Annotated in this window: 15 protein-coding genes; 6 read left to right on the top strand and 9 right to left on the bottom strand. The window is 40.8% G+C overall.

Annotation, left to right across the window (positions count from 1 at the left end):
* Nucleotides 1-70: 70 nt before the first annotated feature.
* From NW213_RS11630 to NW213_RS11665, 8 genes are all read right to left on the bottom strand, one after another.
* Nucleotides 71-736 carry a hypothetical protein gene (locus NW213_RS11630; protein ID WP_258322870.1) on the bottom strand — a complete coding sequence of 222 codons (666 nt, stop codon included), beginning with the start codon at nt 734-736 and terminating at the stop codon, nt 71-73.
* Between the two features lie 481 nt (nt 737-1217).
* Nucleotides 1218-1973, bottom strand: coding sequence for a succinate dehydrogenase/fumarate reductase iron-sulfur subunit (locus tag NW213_RS11635; protein WP_204444126.1), 756 nt, complete (start codon nt 1971-1973; stop codon nt 1218-1220).
* 48 nt (nt 1974-2021) lie between these two features.
* Nucleotides 2022-4004 carry a fumarate reductase/succinate dehydrogenase flavoprotein subunit gene (locus NW213_RS11640; protein ID WP_204392579.1) on the bottom strand — a complete coding sequence of 661 codons (1983 nt, stop codon included), beginning with the start codon at nt 4002-4004 and terminating at the stop codon, nt 2022-2024.
* Between the two features lie 33 nt (nt 4005-4037).
* Nucleotides 4038-4727, bottom strand: a complete 690-nt coding sequence (locus NW213_RS11645; RefSeq protein ID WP_235339698.1) for a succinate dehydrogenase/fumarate reductase cytochrome b subunit — start codon at nt 4725-4727, stop codon at nt 4038-4040.
* Nucleotides 4728-4961: 234 nt separating this feature from the next.
* Nucleotides 4962-6524: a S41 family peptidase gene (locus NW213_RS11650; protein WP_258322871.1), complete on the bottom strand. Its 1563-nt coding sequence runs from the start codon at nt 6522-6524 to the stop codon at nt 4962-4964.
* A 265-nt stretch (nt 6525-6789) separates the two neighbouring features.
* Nucleotides 6790-7242, bottom strand: a complete 453-nt coding sequence (coaD, locus tag NW213_RS11655) for a pantetheine-phosphate adenylyltransferase (protein WP_154044722.1) — start codon at nt 7240-7242, stop codon at nt 6790-6792.
* Nucleotides 7243-7247: 5 nt separating this feature from the next.
* The gene (locus NW213_RS11660; RefSeq protein WP_258322872.1) at nt 7248-9188 is read right to left on the bottom strand and encodes a DNA topoisomerase IV subunit B; all 1941 of its coding nucleotides are present in this window, start codon (nt 9186-9188) and stop codon (nt 7248-7250) included.
* Between the two features lie 87 nt (nt 9189-9275).
* Nucleotides 9276-10409, bottom strand: coding sequence for an N-acetyltransferase (locus tag NW213_RS11665; protein WP_258322873.1), 1134 nt, complete (start codon nt 10407-10409; stop codon nt 9276-9278).
* 226 nt (nt 10410-10635) lie between these two features.
* Between NW213_RS11665 and NW213_RS11670 the strand changes: the two genes are divergently transcribed.
* Nucleotides 10636-12744 carry an HRDC domain-containing protein gene (locus tag NW213_RS11670; RefSeq protein ID WP_258322874.1) on the top strand — a complete coding sequence of 703 codons (2109 nt, stop codon included), beginning with the start codon at nt 10636-10638 and terminating at the stop codon, nt 12742-12744.
* Nucleotides 12745-12868: 124 nt separating this feature from the next.
* Here the strand turns inward: NW213_RS11670 and NW213_RS11675 are convergent, their stop codons facing one another.
* Nucleotides 12869-13402: a hypothetical protein gene (locus NW213_RS11675; protein WP_258322875.1), complete on the bottom strand. Its 534-nt coding sequence runs from the start codon at nt 13400-13402 to the stop codon at nt 12869-12871.
* A gap of 223 nt (nt 13403-13625) precedes the next feature.
* Here NW213_RS11675 and NW213_RS11680 point away from each other — a divergent pair, with 223 nt between their 5' ends.
* The 5 genes from NW213_RS11680 (at nt 13626) to NW213_RS11700 (ending at nt 25080) form a co-directional block, all read left to right on the top strand.
* Nucleotides 13626-17510, top strand: a complete 3885-nt coding sequence (locus tag NW213_RS11680) for a two-component regulator propeller domain-containing protein (RefSeq protein WP_258322876.1) — start codon at nt 13626-13628, stop codon at nt 17508-17510.
* A 138-nt stretch (nt 17511-17648) separates the two neighbouring features.
* On the top strand, nt 17649-20609 hold the full coding sequence (locus NW213_RS11685; RefSeq protein ID WP_258322877.1) for a TonB-dependent receptor: 2961 nt from the start codon (nt 17649-17651) through the stop codon (nt 20607-20609).
* 18 nt (nt 20610-20627) lie between these two features.
* Entirely contained in the window at nt 20628-22205 is a 1578-nt protein-coding gene (locus tag NW213_RS11690) for a RagB/SusD family nutrient uptake outer membrane protein (protein ID WP_204403173.1), read from the top strand.
* A 21-nt stretch (nt 22206-22226) separates the two neighbouring features.
* Nucleotides 22227-23987 (top strand): DUF5114 domain-containing protein, encoded by a 1761-nt coding sequence (locus tag NW213_RS11695; RefSeq protein ID WP_204507512.1) that lies wholly within the window; start codon nt 22227-22229, stop codon nt 23985-23987.
* A 13-nt stretch (nt 23988-24000) separates the two neighbouring features.
* Nucleotides 24001-25080, top strand: a complete 1080-nt coding sequence (locus NW213_RS11700) for a glycosyl hydrolase 53 family protein (protein WP_204403169.1) — start codon at nt 24001-24003, stop codon at nt 25078-25080.
* Nucleotides 25081-25332 lie beyond the last annotated feature (252 nt).

A 25332-nucleotide genomic window follows, 5' to 3' on the forward strand; every position in this document is an offset into this window, starting at 1 on the left:
GTCTTTTTCGCTAAACATAATCTTTCGAGTTTTAAGTTTAGCACGAAGGTATGGGAAAGAACCATGCTAGTCAATACGCCAATTTTGGAAGCTTACTTTTACTGCGTAAATCACTAAGCAGCGTCTCTCTTTTTCTCGCTTCCTTCCATGCTTCATTATATTTGCCATCAGCAATATATATATCGCAAAGTACACCTTGTATCTGAGAAATCCTTAACAAATTTCCTATTCCCGGTTCCTTGTTCAAAATATCAATTGCACGGTTAAGATACTCATAACTTTTGTCAAGGCTGTTTATTTTCCGATATAACAGGCCTTCCATGAAAAGCATATTACCTTTCAACATTTCATTGTTATTCTTATCGGCATACATAAGACTATTTGTCACAATGTTACATGCTTCTTCAATTCTATAGGAGAAAATGGCATTTTCTGCCAATAAGATAATTATACGATCAAACAGCTCTTCACCTTCTCTTAGTCTATCATCCTTAATTGCAGACAAGGCATAATCATAAGCGATGCTGAACCTTGACATTGAATAATAGGCATAACTGCGGAGAAAATCTATTTTATAAGTCGGTTGAAAACCGCTCTTTTCCAAACTGTCCAGTCTATTCAACAAACGTTCAGGGGTCTCATATATCTCCCGCAATTTTATTGTACCCGTTACATCACCCAAGGCCCAAGAGGGTGAAGCATTGAACACCAATAGTAACAATATGACAAACCACATGTTATATTTAGAATTTATAGGTTCTACTAATTAGTTTTCAGGCACTAAAAATATAATATTTTTTCTCAATAAAAATAGAAAAAGCTATTTAACTTCGTTAACTATATTTAACTATTGCATTTTTAACTTTAACATTAAAATTTCTTATTCGTAAAAAAAATTCTATAGGGAAGCATTATCGAAATCTGCAGTATTATAATAAAAAAAAGGGGACAACGCCTTGTCCCCGTACCTTGTTAACCTTAAATCTAATACTATGAAAAAAATCACGTTGCAAATGTACAACATACACGCATTATTTGCAAATATTTCTCTGACAAAAGTTATTCATTTAAAAATATTTCACATTAAAAGATATACTTACCATATTATTACAATCCGGAAGCAAAGTATATATAGCAAAATCAGCACAAAATGTCACAAAAAAATCCGGCTTCAAACCAATGAAACCGGATTTTGATATTTGTCTATATGACTGATATTAGTCTTTCAGTTTTGCCTTAATGAAGTCGCGGTTCAAGCGGGCAATGTTGCTGATAGAAACGCATTTCGGACATTCTGCTTCACAAGCACGAGTGTTTGTACAGTTACCAAAACCAAGTTCGTCCATCTTAGACAACATAGCTTTTGCACGACGCAAAGCTTCTGGTTTACCCTGAGGGAGAAGGTTCAACTGGCTGACTTTTGCAGAAACGAAAAGCATAGCAGAACCGTTCTTACATGCAGCTACACAAGCACCGCAACCGATACATGTAGCAGCATCCATAGCTTCGTCAGCAACTGTCTTAGGGATAAGGATAGCGTTTGCATCCTGAGGAGCACCTGTAGATACGCTTACGAAACCACCAGCCTGCATAATCTTGTCGTATGCAGAACGGTCAACCATCAAGTCTTTGATTACAGGGAAACCTGCAGAACGCCATGGTTCAACTGTGATAGTGTCACCGTCTTTGAAACGACGCATGTAGATCTGGCAAGTAGTAGCACCTGTTGCAGGTCCGTGTGGATGTCCGTTGATGTACAATGAGCACATACCGCAGATACCTTCACGGCAGTCGTGGTCGAATACTATAGGTTCTTTACCTTCTTCAATCAACATTTCATTCAAGATATCGAGCATTTCGAGGAATGAAGTATCACCCGGAATGTCTTTCATCTGGAATGTATCGAAATGACCTTTGTCCTTAGGTCCGTTCTGACGCCATACTTTCAGCGTAAATGATATATTTTTATCCATTTTACTTCTTTTCTTTAAATTGTTTTACTTCGTCTCAGATTAGCTCAATTAGCTCTTGTAGTTACGAGTCTGTACTTTGATTGCTTCGTAAACCAATGGTTCCTTATAAAGTACAGGAGCCTTGTCGTCGCTTCCCTGGTATTCCCAGCAAGCTACATAGAAGAAGTTTTCGTCATCACGCTTAGCTTCACCTTCTTCTGTCTGGTGTTCTTCACGGAAGTGACCACCGCAAGATTCTTCACGGTTCAAAGCATCGTAAGCGATAAGCTGACCCATTGTAATGAAGTCGTCAAGACGGAATGCCTTGTCAAGCTCGATGTTCATACCTTCTTTTGAGCCAGGGATAAACAGTTCTGTTTCGAATTCCTTGCGGATTTCTTTCAGACGAGCCAAACCTGTCTTCAAGCCTTCTGCAGTACGTCCCATACCTACATATTCCCACATTACGCGGCCCAATTCCTTGTGGATTGAGTCAACTGACTTCTTACCCTTGATGTTCATCAGGTGGTCAATCTTAGCCTGAACAGCCTTTTCAGCTTCAGCGAATTCAGGAAGATCTGTAGAGAAGCGAGGAACAGTGATCTGGTCTGACAAGTAGTTCTGGATTGTGTATGGCAATACGAAGTAACCGTCAGCAAGACCCTGCATCAATGCAGATGCACCAAGACGGTTTGCACCGTGGTCAGAGAAGTTACATTCACCGATTGCGAACAGACCCTTGATAGTTGTCTGAAGTTCGTAGTCAACCCAAATACCACCCATTGTATAGTGGATAGCAGGATAAATCATCATTGGGTTGTAATATTTGCGTCCGTTGATTTCTTTTGCAAGTTCACCCGGATTAACGTCTGTGATTTCTTCGTACATATCGAAGAGGTTACCGTAACGCTGACGAACTACATCAAGACCGAGACGTTCGATACTTTCAGAGAAGTCAAGGAATACGGCAAGACCTGTGTTGTTAACACCGAATCCGTGGTCGCAACGTTCCTTGGCAGCACGTGAAGCAACGTCACGTGGAACAAGGTTACCGAATGCTGGATAACGGCGTTCCAAATAGTAGTCACGGTCTTCTTCAGGGATATCGCTACCCTTCTTAGTTCCAGCCTGAAGTGCTTTAGCGTCTTCAAGTTTCTTAGGAACCCAGATACGACCGTCGTTACGAAGTGATTCTGACATCAATGTAAGCTTAGACTGCTTGTCACCGTGTACAGGAATACATGTCGGGTGGATCTGAACGTAAGCAGGGTTAGCAAACATAGCTCCCTTACGGTAGCAAGACATAGCAGCTGTTACGTTACATGCCATAGCGTTAGTAGAAAGGAAGTAAGTGTTACCGTAACCACCAGTAGCGATAACTACTGCGTGAGCAGCGAAACGTTCAAGTTTACCTGTTACGAGGTTCTTTGCGATGATACCGCGAGCACGGCCGTCAACCAAAACCACGTCAAGCATTTCGTAACGAGTATATAATTTAACTGTACCGGCACCTACCTGGCGGCTCAATGCAGAGTATGCACCAAGAAGCAACTGCTGGCCAGTCTGACCTTTAGCATAGAAAGTACGTGATACCTGAGCACCACCGAAAGAACGGTTGGCAAGTGTACCGCCGTATTCACGAGCGAAAGGAACACCCTGTGCCACGCACTGGTCGATAATATTGTTTGAAACTTCGGCAAGACGGTAAACGTTAGCTTCACGAGCACGATAGTCACCACCTTTCACTGTATCGTAGAAAAGACGATATACAGAGTCACCGTCGTTCTGATAGTTCTTAGCAGCGTTGATACCACCCTGTGCAGCGATAGAGTGTGCACGACGTGGAGAGTCCTGGATACAGAAGTTGAATACACGAAATCCCATTTCACCAAGTGAAGCGGCAGCAGAAGCACCTGCCAAACCTGTACCTACAACGATGATATCCAAGCGGCGTTTGTTAGCCGGGTTCACCAATTTCTGGTGAGCTTTATAGTTAGTCCATTTCTCAGCTATTGGGCCTTCAGGAATCTTAGAATCTAAAACTTTAGTCATAATGTTCTTAATTTAATCAGTTACACTTTTCAATTAGCAAGCACCGCAACCCATCATGTTTTTCAGGAAGAATACTACTGCTACAAGAGCAAATCCCAACACGATGATTGTTGAATAGATGTTAGAGATGCATTTCCAACGGTTGATCCAAGTCTTATTGTTCCAACCCAATGACTGCATAGAGCTCCAGAATCCGTGAGTAAGGTGGAACCAGAGAGCTGCCAACCAAACGAGGTACAATACGAAGAATACAGGATTAGAGAATGTCTGCATGATGTAACCGTAACCGTCTGTTGCGTGAAGACCGCCCAACATTGGGTTACCTACGATTTCTGCAAACTGCATCTTGTACCAGAAATTGACAAAGTGAAGTGCCAATCCCAAAATCACGATGATACCAAGAACAAGCATGTTCTGTGAAGCCCATTCTACGTTCTTTGGCTTAGCTGTCACTGCATAGCGTTCGCTACCGCGTGCAGCACGGTTCTGGATAGTCAACCAGAAAGCGTAAATGATGTGAATTACAAACAAGGCAGCCAAACCTACTGTTGCAACCAATGCGTACCAGTTAGCACCCAGGAATTCGCAAATCATGTTGTATGCCTCACCTGAGAACAATGCAACAAGGTTCATCGCCATGTGAAATGTCAGAAACAGGACAAGGGCGATACCGGTAACGCTCATCACCACTTTCCTACCAATAGATGAATTACTTAACCACATAAATGATTGATTTTAAATTATTTAATAATTAAAACTAAAATAGTCCTTATTAATGGTTCTTAGACTTGGCAAAGTTAGGCTATTTCCATCATTATTACAAACAATTAAGGAAATAATTCTTTAATTTGAGGGGACAAGATTTCAGGTATTAGTTGACAAGGCTTCAGTTACAAGTTGACGAGATTCTCCATCCGGATGGTAGCCTTGTCAACTCGTCAACTTGTCAACTCGTAACTAATCTTCTACCAACTCAAGTCCTTTCTGCACCGTTTCGTTCATCGAGTTTATAACCTGGAAATACTCGTTCATATCCCATAGGTCGCGGGCAATAAGGGCTTTAAGCTGAGTTTTTATAAGAGGAAGTGCAGTCTTGTATTCGTCCTCCTTATATTCCACACCCAGAGTCTTGCCAAGGGCTATCAGATCGGCTAGCATCTTGTCAGTAACTTCAAAACGCTTGTTGAAACGGTCGAATGTCTTGTATTTTTCTTTCCATTCGCTGCGGTTTGCGTCTATCAGTTTCAGGTTTTGCTGCACGATGGCTCCCTTGTCGCGCAATGCCAGATAATAGTCGGTATAATAAGTAGTGTCGATAGGCACAAAGTAGTCAGGCATTATACCTCCTCCGCCATATACTATGCGTCCTTTTTTCAATGTCTTGGTTTTCAGAGAGTCAGGGAAGTGGATGCTGTCGGCACTCTGCATCTCGCCGCGGTTATATCTCTCTATAAGGTCTCTGTTATACTGTTCTATGCTTTCGTATGGTTTCTGTATGCATCTGCCGGAAGGAGTATAATAGCGTGCCACAGTAAGACGTATCATAGAACCGTCAGGAAGGTCAATCGGTCTTTGCACAAGTCCCTTTCCGAATGTACGTCTGCCCACTACAGTTCCTCTGTCCCAATCCTGAATGGCTCCCGTAACGATTTCACTTGCCGAAGCGGAGAACTCATCTACCAGAACCACGAGCTTGCCATTGCGGAAATCGCCGTTTCCACGGGCCTTGAACTCTGTACGCGGATTACGCTTTCCTTCGGTATAGACTATCAGTTCGCCTTTCTCCAACACATGATTGGCTATTTCGATGGCTGCATTCAGATAGCCGCCTCCGTTTCCCTGAAGATCGAGAATAAGGTTGCGCATACCTTTTTCCTGAAGCTTATGCAATGCATCTTCAAACTCATCGGCAGTGGTGGCTGCAAATCGGCTTATACGTATGTAGCCTGTAGTCTTGGTCATCATATACGAAGCATCAAGACTATAGACAGGTATCTTGTCGCGCTTCACGGTGAAAGGCAACAGTTCCTTCACTCCGCGACGCATAATTTTCAGATTGACTTTTGTTCCTTTAGGGCCACGAAGACGACGCATTATTTCCTCTGTGCTCATCTTCACTCCGGCTATTACAGTATCATTGACTTCTATGATACGGTCGCCTGCCAGAATACCGACTTTCTCAGATGGACCTCCAGACACCGGCTGGATAACGAAAAGTGTATCTGTAGCCATATTGAACTGAACTCCAATACCGTCGAAATTACCTACCAACGGCTCGTTCAGTTTCTTGACTTCTTCAGGATCGGAATAAGTGGAATGCGGATCCAGTTCCTCGAGCATCTTGATTATGGCGTCTTCCACCAACTTGTCTTCATCTACATCGTCAACATATAGATTGGCAATGGCGAATTCTGCCAGCTGTAGTTTTCTGGCAGGAGAATTCAATAATTTATTCTGAGCCTCAACCATAAAAGTTGCTCCCAATAACAAGGATAATGTAAAAAACAATTTCAGTTTCATATCTTATTTTTTTAGACGATGAGGTCAAAATGACATCATCCAAATGCGAAAAAACAGGCACCTGAATCAGGGCCTCAAGAGACTCCCAAAAACGCTATGTCGTTTTAGTCAAAACGTGCGTCCGTTTCAGTTTAAACGGGCGTCCGTTTTAATCAAAGCGTGCGTCCATTTTATATTGAATATCTGCAGCGTCTTTAACATACCTGAAAATCAGCAGATTAAGTATAACTCCTTTTTACTGTATTCCCAGGTAGATAAAGTAAGATTAAAGTTTCATACTTTCCGGCAGGAAAGGACTTACATCCTTGCCGAACTGGAGAAGTTCGCGCACGATAGTGGAGCTTACCGAAGTCAGTTCCGGCTCGGTAAACAGCAGAATAGTTTCTATGCCTGCCATCTTGCGGTTAATGTCGGCAATGGTTTCCTCGTATTCAAAATCGCGCACTGTACGTATGCCGCGCACTATAAACTGCGCGCCACACTCGCGGGCAAAGTCTATTGTCAGACCTGAATATGCAGCAACCTTTATTCTAGGTTCGTCTGCATAGAGCTTGCTTATCATCTCCACACGTTTCTCTGTAGGAAACCATGTGCGCTTGCTGTCGTTTATACCGATACCTATCACCACCTCGTCCATAAAGGTAAGGGCACGTTTCACTACCGAGAAGTGTCCGATAGTAAACGGGTCGAAGGTACCGGGAAATATTGCTTTTTTCATTTAATCTATAAATTTACGTCTTCCTCTACCACCAGATTTTCAATGATGAAGTTCTGTCTCTCCATGGTGTTCTTTCCCATATAAAATTCCAGGAGTTCCTTCACGGCATCAGTCTTTCTCAGAGTCACCTGTTCCAGACGCATATCTTCGCCGATAAAGTTACGGAACTCATCAGGAGAAATTTCTCCCAAACCTTTGAATCGGGTTATTTCCGGATTAGGTCCGAGTTCATCAATAGCGGCAAGTCTTTCCTCGTCGGTGTAACAGTATCGTGTAACGTATGTACCTTTTTTCCTGTTTCTCACACGGAACAAAGGAGTCTGAAGTATATACACGTGACCTTTCTTTATCAGATCGGGGAAGAACTGCAGGAAGAATGTTATCATGAGCAGGCGTATGTGCATACCATCGACATCGGCATCGGTAGCCACAATCACCTTATTATATCTAAGTCCGTCCAGACCGTCCTCGATATTGAGTGCGGCCTGAAGGAGATTGAATTCCTCATTTTCGTAAACCACCTTCTTGGTAAGACCGAAAGAATTGAGCGGTTTACCACGCAAACTGAAGACAGCCTGTGTATTCACATCGCGGCTCTTTGTTATTGAGCCACTGGCAGAGTCACCCTCGGTGATGAATATGGCACTGTCCAGACGCGGGTCTTTTTCTTCGTCCTTCTTGCCGGACTTCACATCATTCAGATGTATGCGGCAGTCGCGCAACTTACGGTTATGCAGATTTGCCTTCTTTGCCCTTTCGCGTGCTATCTTTGTCACTCCGGCAATGGCTTTTCTTTCTTTCTCCGATTCCTGTATCTTCTGCAGCAATACTTCTGCCACATCAGGATGCTTGTGGAGATAGTTATCTACATTTTCCTTTATGAAATCGCCAACAAACTTATTCACACTCACTCCCGAAAGCGGATAAGGATTGCCGTCAGAGTCTTTTTCAGGAGCCATTGTAAGCGAACCGAGCTTGATTTTTGTCTGGCTCTCGAATGTTGGTTCTATAACATTTATCGCGATGGCAGCCACCAGACCGTTACGTATGTCCTGGAATTCAAGGTTCTTGCCATAGAATTCCTTTATGGTACGTGCGATATGTTCCTTGAACGCGCTCTGATGCGTACCTCCCTGAGTGGTGTGCTGTCCGTTGACGAACGAATAATACTCCTCGCCATATTGAGGACTGTGAGTGAATGCTATTTCAATGTCCTCGCCTGTGATATGCACTATAGGATATATACCCTGTGCAGTCATATTGTCGTTCAGCAGGTCCTCAAGTCCATTACGGCTGACGATACGCCGTCCGTTGTAATAGATAGACAAACCGGTATTGAGGTAAGTGTAGTTGCGGAGCATCGTTTCGATAAACTCCGGACGGAAATGATAGTTCAGGAAGAGGGTATTGTCCGGTTCGAAAAAGATAAACGTACCGTTCTCCTCGTCAGTAGTCGAAGTGGTATCACTCACCAGCTCTCCCCTTTCGAAAATTGCCTCACGCATCTGTCCGTCGCGTACGCTTCGTGCAATGAATTTCACACTCAGTGCATTCACTGCCTTAGCGCCCACACCGTTAAGTCCGACACTCTTCTTGAAAGCCTTGGTATCGTATTTACCTCCGGTATTCAACATGGACACTGCATCCACAAGGCTTCCCAAAGGGATACCACGGCCATAGTCGCGCACTGACACCCTGAGATTATCCTCCAGAGTGATGTCGATACGCTTTCCTACCCCCATCTTGAATTCGTCAATACTGTTGTCCACCACTTCCTTGAGCAACACATATATACCGTCCTCCGCCTGCGAGCCGTCGCCCAGACGTCCGATGTACATACCCGGACGGATACGCACGTGTTCCATGTCGCTCAAGTGACGGATGTTCTCTTCCGTATATGACACCTGAGGTTCCGAAGCATTAATATTCTGATTCAGTTCATCCATTGTATTTTGAGTTTAGTTACTAGTTGACGAGTTACCAGTTGACCAGGTTCCCCTAGTATCTAATACCTAGTCAACTTGTCAACTGTATCAATTTATTTTTCTCTTATAAGCGCGACGACGCTTGTGCTGTACAGGTTCGAATGCACTCCACTGCGACTGTACTTTCTTATTGTCTTCCAGTTCAGGATTACTTTCTCCGTATTCGAATCCCATTTCCTTATATACCGGTACAAGATCGTAGAACAGCAACGCATTCACACCCTTGCTCTGATATTCCTGCTTCACTCCTACGAGCAGCAAATCAAGTATCTTAGGTTTCTTGATAAACAGGGCTTTAAGCAAGTGCCACCATCCGAAAGGCAACATCTTTCCCTTAGCTTTCTGAAGAGCTACAGACAATGAAGGCATTGATATACCTACTGCCACCAGCTCACCTTGGGCATCTTCCACAAGCGATACCATACGGAGGTCTATCACAGGCAGATACATCTTTATGTACTGGTCTATCTGTCCCTGAGTCATCTTTGAGAAACCATAAAGCGGAGCATAAGCCTCATTGATAAGATCGAATATTCTCTGACCGTAATTTTTCTCATTCAGTTCCTTACGGGTGAGTTTCTTGATCTTGAGATTATATTTCTGAAGAATTATTTCCGATATACGTACAAACTTTTCAGGGAGTTTTTCAGGCACTTTGAGTTTGAATTCCACCCAGTCTGCTTCCTTTTCGAAACCAAGTTTCTCAATATGGACAGGATAATATGGGTAATTATATATAGTTGCCATGGTACTCAGCTGGTCGAATCCCTCTATAAGCATTCCTTCAGGATCCATATCGGTAAATCCAAGCGGACCTACAATATATTCCATACCTCTTTCCTTGCCCCATTTTTCCACTTCATCGATAAGAGCTTTCGACACCTCCGCGTCGTCGATAAAGTCAATCCAACCGAAACGTACCTCTTTCTTGTTCCATGTCTCGTTGGCACGGTTATTGATAATGGCTGCTACACGACCCACCGGTTTGTCATCCTTAAATGCAAGGAAATATTCAGCCTCACAGAACTCGAATGCGGCATTCTTGTCCTTGCTTAGAGTGTTCACCATGTCGTCGTACAAATCAGGTACGGAATAAGGATTGTTTTTGTATAATTCATAATTGAGACGAATGAAAGTGCGAAAATCTTTCTTCGTCCTGACTTTCTTAATGATAATGGCCATTTTTGTTAAATTGAAATTTCGGCGTAAAGTTAATATTTTTTGTGCTTATTTCATGACTGTTACGGTAAAAATAAGGGATTTACCCGAAATAAGAAATTAGCAATATGGTTCGTCTATATAATTACAAGTTATATTTATAGATAAAATAAAAATGAATTTTATCGGTTTGTGAAAGAAACAAATAGATTATATTTGCCATATAGACTTTAATTAAAGCGAATAGCACATGAATACAAATCCGGAACTCGAACTCGCCAATACACTGATAGCACAGACAGGTACAAACATATTCCTGACAGGAAAAGCCGGTACAGGTAAAACCACATTCCTGAGGACACTGGTAAAAGAATCTCCCAAGAGAATGATTATCCTTGCACCTACCGGTATAGCCGCAATCAATGCAGGAGGAATGACTATACACTCTTTCTTCCAACTTCCTTTTGCACCGTACATTCCGGGAACTGCTTTCGGAGGTGATGCCAAATACCGTTTCCGCTTCGGAAAGGAGAAGCTGAACATCATGCGAAGTATCGACCTGCTTGTGATAGACGAGATAAGTATGGTTCGTGCCGACCTTCTGGATGCCATAGACGATGTACTTCGACGCTTCAGACGAAACAGCAAGCCGTTCGGAGGAGTGCAACTTCTCCTGATAGGAGACATACAGCAGCTTCCACCCGTAGCCAAGAACGACGAGTGGCAGATGCTTTCGGAATACTACGACTCGCCGTATTTCTTCTCAAGCCATGCGCTAAGAGAGACTTCATTCTGCACCATAGAACTTAAGAAAGTATATCGACAAAGTGATACCCACTTCCTCTCTTTGCTGAATGCCATAAGGGAAAACCGCTGTACGGCCAATGACATAAAAGAGCTGAACAGCAGATATATACCCGGCTTCAATCCTAATAATGACGATGGATATATCCGCCTCACTACACATAATGTGCAGGCACAGCAGATAAACCAAAGAAAGCTGGACGAACTGCCTACACGCAGCTATAAGTTCAAAGCGACCATAGAGGGGAATTTTCCGGACTATTCATACCCCACCGAACTTGAACTGGAGTTGAAGAAAGGTGCACAGGTGATGTTCGTGAAGAACGACATATCGGGTATGCACCGTTATGCCAACGGAACTATAGGCCTCATTACAAATATTTCGAATGAAGGAATAGAAGTGACTGTAAACGAAACCGGAACCAAGGTCAATCTTGAAGAAGCCGAATGGGCGAATGCCAAATACACACTGGATGAAGAGACAAAAGAGATAGTGGAAGAAGTGGAAGGCACATTCAAACAGTATCCTCTGAAACTGGCATGGGCGATAACAGTCCACAAGAGTCAGGGGCTTACATTCGACAAGGCCATAATAGATGTTTCATCATCCTTTGCACACGGTCAGGCATATGTCGCACTGAGCCGATGCCGCACTCTTGAAGGTCTGGTACTCAGCTCGCCAATCTCTGCCGGAGCTGTAATAAGCGACAGGGTGATAGATTCGTTTACCGACGAACAACGCAAAACCACTCCTACCATGGAGCAATGCTCTGCCATGCAAAGAGCGTATTTCACTGACCTGCTGAAACAGCTATTCGGATTCAGGCAGATGGAAATATCACTCAACCATTATATCAGGCTTATAGACGAACATCTGTACAGGACATATCCCAAACAGCTTGAAATGTATAAGAATGAAGCCGAGCGCTTCAAACAGTCTATAACGGAAGTTAGTTCCAAATTCGAAAACCAATACACGCGTATGACCACACTGGCCTCCGACTGCGAGACTGACAAAGCCCTACAGGAGCGCATATACAGCGCATCACAATATTTTGCCGAGATGCTCAGGCCACTTCAGGACTTGCTGGACAGTACGGACATAACATCGGACAACAAGGAAATAAGGAAAAGAATAGAAACGGCATTCGAAGAACTGACGGATGCAGTAAGAATAAAGTGTGCCCTCATGGAGCATGTACACGACAAAGGTTTCCACGTACAGGATTTTCTTCGCAAACGTGCCATACTAAGTATGGAAGAGACAAAAGCCACAGCAAGCAAAAAACGTGAAAAGACAGAAAAGAAAATTCCGTTTGAAAGCAGCGATATCGGAAATATGGAACTGTATCGTGCACTGGTGGAATGGCGCAGAAAAGAGGCTGCCGACCAAGGACTGCCGGCATATACAGTGCTCCAGCAGAAAGCCATTATCGGCCTGTCCAACCTAATGCCAAAGAATAAGCGCGAACTTCTCCGCGTCAAATGTATCGGCAAGAAGACTGTGGAGAAATATGGCAAGGATATTATGGAGATATTGGAGAAATACAGATAACAGGGAAAACGCACCAAAAACAGATGTTTTTTTTGGAGAAAACGCACCTTCATATCAGAAAAGATCCTGTCACCACTATATTTGATTGACAGGATCTTTTTCTAAGTTATATTATGAAAAAATTTTATTTAGCCTGCATAGGACACTTGTCACAGTGAGGACGATTCATACATCCAGGTTTATCACCACGCTTCATCATTTTATGATCTCTCATATCAGGATTCATCTTTCCATCCATACATGGCTGTTGGAATACTTTCTGCAATTGTTTTGCATTTAGCACTTCCTTGAACTTCTTGAAATACTTTTTCTGAACATCCAATGCTTTCTGTCTTGCATCAAATCTGTCCTGAATAGCTTTTTCTATTTCGGCATCTGTCATTTCCGCCTTTTTTACATCCTTGTTCACAGCTGGACGACAGTCTTTCATGGCCTGAAGATACTCCTTATATAATGGAGTGAATTTTGCAGCAGTCTCATCGTCCATCACAAGTTTTTTCTCCATCATCTTAACATGTCTGTCCATCATCTGTTCAGGTGTAGGTTTCTGTTTTACACGTCTTTGTGCAGGTACATCTTGAGCGTTCTGTGCCATTACACTAAAGCTGCTTATTGAAACAGCCATCATAACTACTAATGTCATTAATCTTGTTTTCATAATCGTATAAAATTAGATGTTCAACTTTCAATTGTCTGATACAAAATTAATGATTATATAATGATGAAAAACAGACGTTACCTTGAATAGTGGCAAACGTACAGAATATAGTGGCGAACTGCAAAAAAGAGAGATTATAAATAAAAAAAGAACATACATTAAAATGGTTTTTTAAGAAAAGTCCCTATTTTTGTATAAAACAACTATACTATCCATACACTAAATGAAAAATACCATATACATAATAATCCTATTCATATCATATTTTTCTGTACTCTCAGGACAAGTTGTGTCATACATGCAGTTCAGCAGAATGCATACAAACACAAACGCCTCAGTCTTTGGATGCATAATGCAGGATTCTTTGGGAATGATATGGGCAGGAACAAATAAAGGACTTTTCAGCTATGATGGATATTCATTCTTTCAGCATAATACAGAAAAAGAAAAATATGAAACCAGAATATATTGTGGACTTATACATTCTGACTCAATATTTATAGGAACAGATAACGGACTTTTTTCATACAATACCCCCAAAGGGACGTACTATGACCACAGACAAGAGAAGATTAAAGACATCAGATGTTTCACACTCTCCGGAAATGAGCTATGGATAGGAACCCTGGACGGACTGTTCCGCTATAACATAGAAACAAAGACGACATATGAATTTCCTACAGACAAATTACCACATAAAACCATATATTCCATAATAAAAGCCGCAGACGGAAATATGTATGTAGGCACTTACAACGGATTATGCAAAATAGACAACTCCAACAACATAACTTCTATAAATATCCCAACAGACAGGACATGGAAAAACATCTTCGTAAACGTTCTGTTAGAAAATAAAGAAAAAGGAATAATCTGGATAGGTACAGAAGGAAATCTGTTCCGTCATGACATTAATAACGGAACTACAATACTAATACCGTATTTTACCGGAAATTCAATAAAATCTCTGAGTTACGATTCCGAAAAGAACCTGCTGATAGGTACCGACAACGGACTGTACGTATATTCTTCCGATGGACAGACACAAAAGCACTATATCCACGACTCAAGGAACAGCCAGTCTATATCAAACAACATTATATGGTGCATAACTACAGACAAAGCACAAAATATCTGGCTCGGTACAGATAACGGTATATCATATACAGACAATAGCAATAAATATACATTCATTCCGGTTTGGGAATTAAGCAATACCAATGACGGTAATATGTTTTATACCATTCTTAAGGATAGTAAGGGAAGATACTGGTTTGGAGGTACTGACGGATTATTACAGACGGAAGGAACAAACAATATAGAGAAAAGCAGATGGTTTAAAGTTGGAGAGAAAAACTCGGAACTGTCGCACAACAGAATACGGCATATATTCGAGGATAAATCAAATGACCTGTGGATTGCTACTGACGGCAGTATAGAACGGTATGACGACAAATTCGGCAAGTTTATACACTATTCCATAATGGATTCCACATACACACACAACTCAAACTGGGCTTATTACATTTCAGAAGACAACGACAACAATCTATGGATTAGCAGTTGTCTTGGAGGTATATTTGTAGTGAATAAAAACAAATTGCGTAAATGCAGTTCCGGAATATGTATAGCTGACAAGAACTATACAACAGCCAACGGCCTGAAAAGTATGTTCGTGAAACAAACCGTAACAGACAAGAAAGGTAATGCATGGGTGGTAATGTATAACACAAAAGAAGTACAGAAAATAGACTCCGAAAACGGAAAAATTTATAATTATTCTGTATGTACAGAGAATGACGAATACCCGGAATTCCTTATATGCGACTCGAAAGGGATGATATGGATTAGCACAAACAAAAGTATTTCCAGAATTGACCCTAATTCCGGAATCATATCAAAAACAGGAACAGAGTGGAAGGAAAACAATGTACTTCATCTTGCAGAAATAGACGGTAACATATGGATTTCATCCGCTAAAGGGCTGTTTTATGTAAACAAGGAAACGCTTGATGTGAAAAAGATAAATATCAACGGAAAAATATTCAGCAGCTTGTATTATGATAAAGATAACAGAAAAGTCTATATGGGCAGTTATGACGGTATAGGATACTGCGAGCCAGAAATAATAAACGACACAGGAAATGCCGGCAGGATATACCTCACAGCATTGTCGGTAAACAATGACCATATATCAAAAGGCATTACAGCCAGTCAACATTTTACTTTCAACTATAAGGAGAATAACCTTAAATTTGAGTTCTCGGACTTTCAGTACAACACTTCACAAAGAAACGGTTTCATGTACATGATGTCTGGAATTGACTCGGAATGGCATTACGTAAACAACAATTCAAACATAATTGTATATAACAATATGCCTTACGGAAATTTTGAATTGTATGTAAAGCATATGGAAAACAGCGATATCAAATACAAAATAGCCAATATAAAAATATTGCCTCCTATATATCTGTCAATAGAGGCTAAAGTATTGTATATATTGCTTGCAATAGGACTGGTATGCTGGATAATAAATTTCTTCGTGGTAAAAAACAGGCTTCACATTGAAAAACTTGAGAAAAAGAAAATTCTGGAACAGACACGACAAAAGATAAGATTTATGTCGAACCTTTCGCATGACCTGAAAAATCCGGTAGGAATGATTGTTACACCTGTCAGCAAACTGCTGCTGGAAACAAAAGATCCGAAACAGAAAGAAATGCTGAACTTAGTTTATAAGAATGCAGTAAACCTAAACGCCAAAATCCACAAACTGATAGAAATGAACAGGGTGGAAGATAATGAGCATATACTTATAACCTCAAGAATAGAGCTTATATCTTCAATACATGAGATATATGAAAAGCAGAAAGACGCAGAAACGGAAGGAAATCATATATGGAATTTTTCCGCGAATGTGGATAAACTGTTTGTTGACATGGATGTAATAAAACTAGAATCGATAATAGGGAACTTGTTGTCGAATGCCATGAAATATACTCCAACGGGAGGAAAAATATCTATAGAAATAATCTATGATGACGAAAAAGGAGAAGTTAATATAAAAGTTTCAGACAATGGAATAGGTATTCCTGAAAGCGAACAGGCATACATTTTCCAGAGATTCTTCCAGTCGTCGGCTACAAAGAAACACTATGAAGGAACAGGCATAGGACTATATCTCGTAAAAACATATACGGAACTGCACAATGGAACGGTAAATGTATTCTCCAACAAAGAGAAAACGGTTTTCTCGCTGACATTCCCGATTGACAAGGCATTAAATACGGACAATGAAACAATATGCGAAGAAAACGATGCGACAGACAAACAAGATTTGCCAACAATCCTGATAGTGGATGACAACAAAGATGTTTACAATCTGATTAAAAATATATTATCCGACAAATATAAATGTATATATGCACAAAACGGAAAGCAGGCATTGGAAATACTGAACACAAACAAACCAGACCTTATTATAACCGATTATATGATGCCGGTAATGAACGGGCTGGAGATGTGTAAAATATTGAAGAAAAACATGCCTACAGCCACCATACCTATAATCATGCTCTCGGCAAAAGACGACTCGGAGACTATAAGAAACAGTATAAAGCTACAAATAGACGCATTCATACAAAAGCCTTTCGACGCTGAAATACTGACCGGAAAAGTTGAGTTGCTAATACATAAGAAAGAGACATTTGAGGCACAGGCCAGAATAGAAAAAATAGGCTCACCAAAACAGGTAGAAAACAGTGCCTCGGCCGATGAAAAGTTCCTTATCAACATAACAAAAATAATAGAAGACCACATAGCCGACAGCGATCTTAACGTAAACGCCCTCTCCGAACTGTCAGGAACAGGAAGCAAACAAATATACAGGAAAATAAAGCAACTGACAGGCTTTTCACCAGTGGAATATATAAAATCCATAAGGATGAAAAAAGCGGCAATGCTATTACAGCAAAAGAAGTTCTCTGTGGCCGAAGTTATGTACATGGTAGGATATTCAAATCCTTCGTACTTCTCGAAAAGTTTCCAAAGTATATTCGGCAAAACGCCAAAACAATACTCAGCCGGTAACGGACAGACAGAATAAACAACATAAGCAATAAAAAGGACAAGAAATAGGACATTTGTGCTTTTTGTCCTATTTCTGTCTTCATATGTCCAATATTTTTCCCTTAACTAATAACATGTTCCTTACTTTTGCGATAACAAAAAATTAATACGTAATATGAAAGGCAACACTAAAATTCTTCTGAAAGTATTGTTACTCTCGGTAATATGGGCCGGAAATACTTTCGCAGTCCTCGCGCAACAAGCAGGAAACGTAATTATCACAGGTACAGTTTTAGACGAAAACAACGAGCCGCTTATAGGGGCAAGTGTCCTTGCGGTAGGCACAACAATCGGTACAATTACAGACTTCGACGGAAAATTCACACTTGAAGTTCCCAAAGGAAGCAATATCCAGTTTTCATATATTGGATATAATACACAGGTTATGGACTCCAACCAGAATACCATAAACATAAAACTTGTACCGGACACACAAATGCTTAGCGATGTAGTTGTTATCGGATATGGAACTCAAAGGAAGAGCGACCTTACAGGTTCGGTAACAAACGTTTCAAGCGAAGACTTCAACACAGGTCTGGTAAGTTCTCCAGAACAGCTTATCAACGGTAAGATTTCCGGTGTACAGATTATGTCAAACAGTGGTTCGCCAACTGCAGGTAGCACAATACGTGTACGTGGAGGTGCTTCACTTAATGCCAGCAACGACCCGCTTATCGTACTCGATGGTGTACCTTTGGAACAGGGAGGTATCAGCGGTAACGACGGTAATTTCCTAAGCCTCATCAATCCAAACGACATCGAGAGCATGACAATCCTTAAGGATGCTTCTTCTACGGCAATCTATGGTTCTCGTGCATCAAACGGTGTTATCATTATAACGACCAAGAAAGGTGCTTCGGACAAATTGAAAGTAACATTCAGTACAACTAACTCAATACAGACACGCACGCGCATGGCTGATATGCTTAGCTACGATGAATTTGTGAATGTAGTAAAGACTCAGGGCTCGGCAGCACAACAGGCATTGTTAGGTACTGAAAGAACTGACTGGAACGACTATATTTATCACAATGCCTTTGGCACTGATAATAACCTTAGCCTATCAGGTAAGGTGCTTCCTAATCTTCCAATACGTGTTTCTGTAGGATATTACAATCAGGACGGTCTGCTCAAGACCGACAACGCAAACAGGGTAACAGGCAGCTTGTCATTGTCACCGTCATTCTTTGACGACCATCTGAAATTCAACATCAATGCAAAGGCTTCAATGAATAAAAACCAGTTTGCAAATACAAGTGCAATATGGGGAGCCTCTACAATGAATCCTACCATACCGGTTTATTCAGGAAATGACGCATTCGGAGGATATACCGAAGGACTTGCAAGCGATGGAAAACCTGTAACAGGTGGCGTATTGAATCCTCTAGGCTTATTGGAACAGCGCGATGCGCACAGTAAGGTTATACGTTTCATCGGTAACTTCGATGTTGACTATCGTATGCATTTCCTTCCGGAATTGAAACTCCATGCTACATTAGGTTACGACTATGCACAAGGCGAAGGTTCAGACTATGTAAATCCTGAAGCTGCCCAATATTATACTACAGGCGGTTACTACTATCCATACGGCCCTCAAAAAAATGAGAACAGACTTCTTACAATCTATGCCAACTACAACAAGATGGTAGAGTCACTGAACAGCAGTTTCGATGCGACAATAGGTTATGACTATCAGTACTGGAAATCCGTAAATCCGGCTTCGGCAAGCATGAACGCGGCAGGTGAAATACAGACATCATATAAAGCTACAGACGAGAGACACGTACTTCTGTCATACTATGGACGTTTGAATTATTCATTCGGCTCAAAATACATGCTCACAGCTACTATGCGCCGTGATGCCACTTCACGTTTTGCCAAAGAACAGAGATGGGGTACATTCCCTTCTGTAGCTTTGGGATGGAGAATTTCTGAAGAAGAATTCATGAAAAACCAGAATGTACTCAGTACATTGAAACTGCGTGCCAGCTATGGTGTAACAGGACAGCAGGACGGTATAGGAAACTACAATTATCTGCCTATATATACACAGAGCCAGGATGGCGCTCAAGCCATCATGGGTAATGAATACATCTATACCTATCGTCCTGAAGCATATGTGTCAGACTTGAAATGGGAAACTACAACTTCATGGAACTATGGTTTCGATTTCGGATTCCTTGAAGACCGTATCACAGGTAGTTTCGATTATTATACCCGTCAGACAAAAGACCTTATTGCCACTGTTCCGGCAGCTGCTGGTTCTACATTCGACAAGACTATCACTACAAACGTAGGTAATGTTGACAGCCAGGGTATTGAATTCTCACTGAATGCCACTCCTATAAAGACAAAGGATCTCAGCTGGGATATCAGTTTCAATATGACATGGCAGAAAATGAAGGTTAAAAATCTTTCTATCGTAGAAGGAGGAGAAGTGACAAATACTCCTGTAGGCCCTTCAATAGACGGTTACCAGTTCCAGACACTTACTGAAGGATATGAACCTTACATGTTCTACGTCTACAAACAGCTTTACGATGAAAAGACCGGAAAGCCTATCGAAGGTGCATATGCCGACCTTAACAAGGACGGTGTGATAAACTCAGACGACTTATACCGTTATCACTCTCCTGCCCCTGACTATATTATGGGATTAAGTACATCGCTCAATTGGAAAAACTGGAGCCTAGGTATGAGTTTCAGAGCAAACATAGGCAACTATGTATATAACGGAATGGCAATGAACACAGGAGCTATGGAAACTATGAGCTACAACGCAGCACAGCTCAACAACCTGTCGGCAAGTTATCTTGAAACAGGTTTCCAGACACGCCAGCATTTGTCAGATTATTATGTAGAGAATGCATCATTCCTGAAAATGGACAACCTTACTTTGGGATACAATTTCGGAAAGATATTCAATACATGCAATCTGAATGTAAGCGCAATGATACAGAACGTATTCTGCATAACAAAATACAGCGGAGTAGATCCGGAAGTTCCAAACGGAATGGACAATACGTTCTATCCTCGTCCAAGAACATTCTCTTTAAACATCGGTCTTAATTTCTAATTATAAAAATACAGAATCATGAAAAAATATATCTACATATTGTCAGTGTGTACAGCCGCAATGTTTGCGACATCTTGTATAGGCGACCTTGACCAGTATCCACATGAAGATATTACATCGGAAAGTGTATATACCAACCTGCAAAACTATAAAAGCGTATTGGGAAAAATATATGTATCAATGGTAACAACCGGACAAGGTAAAGATGGAAATCTGGACCTCTCCAGCAATTACGGACAAGACTACATACGTTGCTATTTCAATCTTCAGGAAGTAGGAACAGATGAAGTGGCATATACTTGGCTCAGTGGTGATAATCTGACTGATATAAGCAACCTTTCATGGGACGCCAACAATCCTTGGGTCGCCGACATGTATTACCGTATATATTATAATATCGCGTTATGTAACGAATTTCTGCGTAATGCGACAGACGAGAAAATAAGTGGTTTTTCAGAAAGCGAACGCAGCGAAATAGTTCATTATCGTGCAGAAGCACGTTTTATGCGTGCCCTTTTCTATTATCACGCAATGGATTTGTTCAGAAATATTCCTTTCGTAACAGAAAACGATCCTGTCGGAAGCTATATTCCTCCACGCTATATGGCAAAGGATATGTTCGGATACATCGAGTCTGAACTTAAAGCGATAGAAAATGACCTTCTGAGCAAAGACGAATGTCCTTACGGACGTGCTTCAAAAGGTGCTGCATATACACTGCTTGCGAAGCTATATCTAAATGCTCAAACTTATATTGGAGATACAAGATACGACGAATGTGTAGCTGCATGCCAAAGCGCAATAGGACAGGGATATTCACTTGAATCTGACTACAAAAAACTTTTCAATGCAGACAACCATCTGCGTACAAACGAAATAATTTTTACTCTTCCTGTTGATGCAAATACCACCATTTCTTGGGGTTCATCAACATATATGGTATGCGGGGCTATAAGCCAAACATCAGCTACACAGAAACCTGCTGATTATGGAGTGACTAAAGGATGGGGGTCAATGAGAATATGTCAGGCTGTTTCAGACCTATTTGAAGAGGGTGACAGCAGAGGATGTTTCTACACAGACGGACAGACACAAGAAGTAACCTCTCTGGAAGATGCTTCAACCGGATGGCTTGTTGAAAAATGGACAAATCTGAACGACAATGGAGAAGCAGCCTCAAATACAGATATAGGAGGGGTAAATACAGACTATCCATTATTCAGATTAGCAGATGTGTATCTGATGTATGCTGAAGCAACTGCACGTGGAGGAAATGGAAATATAGCTATTGCAGTGGGATATGTAAACGAATTGAGAGGACGCGCTTTCGGCAATAACAGTCAGGACGTAACAGAAACAGACCTTAAAGAAAATAATTTCCAGTTCTTCCTTGATGAACGTGCCCGTGAGCTTTACTGGGAATGCAGCAGACGTACAGACCTTATACGTTTCAACCGCTTTACTACTGCAGAATATATGTGGGAGTTCAAAGGAGGATCAAGTAACGGCACTTCTGTTGACAGTAAATACAATTACTATCCTATTCCATCGGCAGAACTGACAGCCAATCCAAATCTGAAAAATGAAGAGTATTAACCTTAAACAGTAATGGATAAAATGAAAACTTTAAATAAAATATTTATAACCCTCGCATCAATCTTTGCATTAATATCTTGCGAGAAGGATGGAGACAAAATTTATCTCCAAAGTTTAGGTTCAGGTGAACTCATAGCTACTACAGACAATGTCGTTCTAACATCTGAAATGTCACAAAAAATTGTTCTATCGTTTGCGTGGAAAGGACAGGATGTACAGATAAGCGACACAACTGTAGGAACAGCTGCAAAAGCAAAAAACTATATGGAGATTTCACTGTCAGAGGATTTCTCCGGACAGGTTTACAAAAATGAAACTACATCTAACTCTATAGCTTACAATGGTGGTGAACTTAACTCTATTGTAAACGAACTTGGAGCAAAGGTCGGTGAAGCGAATAATGTATTCTTCCGCCTCGGAAGCACAACAGGCGAAAACATACCTTATGCCTATAGTAATGTGGTAAGAGTTGCTATTACACCGTATGTTATAGATATGAACACGGGAATAGTTGTTGAGTCTAACAATGACAATGCTAACCTGGGAGAAACAGGTGTAATCTTATATTCTCCAGAGGCTAATGGAATATACAGTGGTTTCATGTTTACTCCATACGGATGGTATCATTACTTCCTTAAGGAAGGAAACGGATTGATGTGGGGAACAGCTGGTGATGAAGGAGCTTTCCACATAACAAGTGACGCAGGAAACAACAGACAAAATATGTGGTTCCCGGGAAGTACTGGTTGCTACTACGTAAATGTCAATACAAAGGAAGCTACTTGGGATGCACTTTATATATCTTCTCTAGCTATATCAGGACTAGGTGAAAACCCTATCAACCTGACTTTGGACAAGGAAAACAATTTATGGATAGCATCATTCACCGCTACTGAGGCAGGAGAAAAGACCATTACAATCTCCGGAAACGGTGATCAATGGAATGTAGAGACCGGAACAAACGACGGCGCAGGCATTCCTGTAAACGTTGCATTTGCAAATGAAAACAATAATCTTGTACTTGCTGACAACGCAGGAAATATTTCTGTAACAATACCAGAGGCTGGAGAATGTACTATAAAACTGGATTTAATAAATCCAAACGACAGAAAAGTATATGTTGAAGCTGGAGGAACAGACATACCGTCATCGTATTCTCAGACTCTTGATGTAGTACATTACAATGATGATGGCAGTGAAGTAGCTCTAACGACATTAAATCTGGTAAATAAAGACAAAGGTATCTATACTGGTACATATTCAGGTGATAAACTTGATTTCCAGATTATTGATAGAACAAACTCCGTATGGTATGGTTGTGCCCCCAACGACAACACTAAACTCTCATCATCTGAAGATAAATGGGATATGTGGTTTAATGGCGGTAATACGGTAAACGTAACCATTACAGTAAATTTAAGTGAAGGAACATGGAGCTATACAGATAATCAAGAAGATTTTCCAGAAGAAATAACCATGTACAAGTATGATAAGACAAACTCTACCATCACTGAAAAAATAATAACATTATCCAAAGAGTCAGTAGGAGTTTATAAAGGTATATTCAATGGATTATATAATTTCGATTTCATATTCGTAGATGAAAGCACATATTCCTTATACGGAAGTACATGGAGTGAAAGCAACCCTAACGGACAAGAATTATCTATAGGTGCCGGTGCCCTTTGGATTTATGGTTATGATTGGAATGTTACACTGAATATTTCAATAACAGTAGATTTAAATACAATGACATGGAGTTATAAAGAAATAACCGAATAAACTGAATAAAATCATGAAAAAACTTAAATACTTATTCATGGCGTTTGCAATAGTATGCGGAGCCATGACAACATCATGTAACAATGATGAAAAACCTACATTCCCTGAAACAGAAGGAACAGATGATCCTACAGATGGGTATGACATGACCGGATTTGCAAGAGGAGCAGACGTAAGCTGGCTTACAGAAATGGAGGCATCAGGCAGAAAATTCTACGATTCAAAAGGTAGAGAACGTGAATGTATGGAACTGCTTCGTGAACTCGGAATGAATGCCATAAGACTGCGTGTCTGGGTTGACCCTGAAGAAGGATGGTGCTCAAAAGAAGATGTAATCATCAAAGCATGGAGAGCTCATAATCTAGGATACAGACTGATGATTGACTTCCACTATAGTGATACGTGGGCTGATCCGGGAAATCAGACAAAGCCGGCAGCATGGCAAAATTATAGTTTTGACGAACTTAAAAATGCGGTATCAGAACATACAAAAGACGTATTATCTGCACTTAAAGATAAAGGAATTGATGTAGAATGGGTACAAGTTGGAAATGAAACACGTACTGGTATGCTTTGGAACGATGGAAAAGCATCAAACGGAAATACAGCAAACTTTGCAGAACTTGTAAAAAGCGGATATAATGCTGTAAAAGAAATATATCCAGACGCACAAGTTATTATACATATTGATGAAGGTAATAATCCCAACAGATATAACTGGATTTTCGATGGATTAAAAGAAAATGGCGCTAAGTGGGATATTATTGGAATGTCACTTTATCCGGAACCGGATGGAGATAATGAGGCTAAAAAAGATTGGAAAAAGATGAATGATGACTGCATAGCCAATATGCAAGCACTAATAAGCAAATACAACACTAAAGTAATGATGTGTGAAATAGGTATTCCATGGAACTACGAAGAAGCAGAAGCATTCTATACAGATTTTATCACGAAAGCTAAAGCAGTTGAAGGATGCCTGGGAGTGTTCGCATGGGAACCACAATGCTATGCCGGATGGGAAGGATACCAAAAAGGTATGTTCAATGATGAAGGCTATCCTACGAACTCACTCAACGCTTTCAAGAGATAATGCAATAGGTATCAGATTCAAATACAAATTTAAACAGCGTTTAAACAGTGTTTAAGCGCTGTTTAAATCTTCATTACTAACGGAAAAGAAACTTATTCCGCACGCACATATTCTATAAATACAGACTGTATATATATAAACACAACTTATGTTTTTATAAATACAAGTTATATATATAAAAACACAGCTTATATTTATAGAAAACGACAAGGCATTTATCATCTATTTCTTTTTTATTTACACCTTATTGAA

The sequence above is a fragment of the Bacteroides sp. ET336 genome, from assembly GCF_024733815.1.
GTDB lineage: Bacteria > Bacteroidota > Bacteroidia > Bacteroidales > Bacteroidaceae > Phocaeicola > Phocaeicola cellulolyticus.

Excerpts from the sequence above, each read along its gene's own strand:
- NW213_RS11630 (WP_258322870.1), bottom strand. The coding sequence starts at position 736 with ATGTGGTTTGTCATATTGTTACTATTGGTGTTCAATGCTTCACCCTCT.
- NW213_RS11635 (WP_204444126.1), bottom strand. The coding sequence starts at position 1,973 with ATGGATAAAAATATATCATTTACGCTGAAAGTATGGCGTCAGAACGGA.
- NW213_RS11640 (WP_204392579.1), bottom strand. The coding sequence starts at position 4,004 with ATGACTAAAGTTTTAGATTCTAAGATTCCTGAAGGCCCAATAGCTGAG.
- NW213_RS11645 (WP_235339698.1), bottom strand. The coding sequence starts at position 4,727 with ATGTGGTTAAGTAATTCATCTATTGGTAGGAAAGTGGTGATGAGCGTT.
- NW213_RS11650 (WP_258322871.1), bottom strand. The coding sequence starts at position 6,524 with ATGAAACTGAAATTGTTTTTTACATTATCCTTGTTATTGGGAGCAACT.
- coaD (WP_154044722.1), bottom strand. The coding sequence starts at position 7,242 with ATGAAAAAAGCAATATTTCCCGGTACCTTCGACCCGTTTACTATCGGA.
- NW213_RS11660 (WP_258322872.1), bottom strand. The coding sequence starts at position 9,188 with ATGGATGAACTGAATCAGAATATTAATGCTTCGGAACCTCAGGTGTCA.
- NW213_RS11665 (WP_258322873.1), bottom strand. The coding sequence starts at position 10,409 with ATGGCCATTATCATTAAGAAAGTCAGGACGAAGAAAGATTTTCGCACT.
- NW213_RS11670 (WP_258322874.1), top strand. The coding sequence starts at position 10,636 with ATGAATACAAATCCGGAACTCGAACTCGCCAATACACTGATAGCACAG.
- NW213_RS11675 (WP_258322875.1), bottom strand. The coding sequence starts at position 13,402 with ATGAAAACAAGATTAATGACATTAGTAGTTATGATGGCTGTTTCAATA.
- NW213_RS11680 (WP_258322876.1), top strand. The coding sequence starts at position 13,626 with ATGAAAAATACCATATACATAATAATCCTATTCATATCATATTTTTCT.
- NW213_RS11685 (WP_258322877.1), top strand. The coding sequence starts at position 17,649 with ATGAAAGGCAACACTAAAATTCTTCTGAAAGTATTGTTACTCTCGGTA.
- NW213_RS11690 (WP_204403173.1), top strand. The coding sequence starts at position 20,628 with ATGAAAAAATATATCTACATATTGTCAGTGTGTACAGCCGCAATGTTT.
- NW213_RS11695 (WP_204507512.1), top strand. The coding sequence starts at position 22,227 with ATGAAAACTTTAAATAAAATATTTATAACCCTCGCATCAATCTTTGCA.
- NW213_RS11700 (WP_204403169.1), top strand. The coding sequence starts at position 24,001 with ATGAAAAAACTTAAATACTTATTCATGGCGTTTGCAATAGTATGCGGA.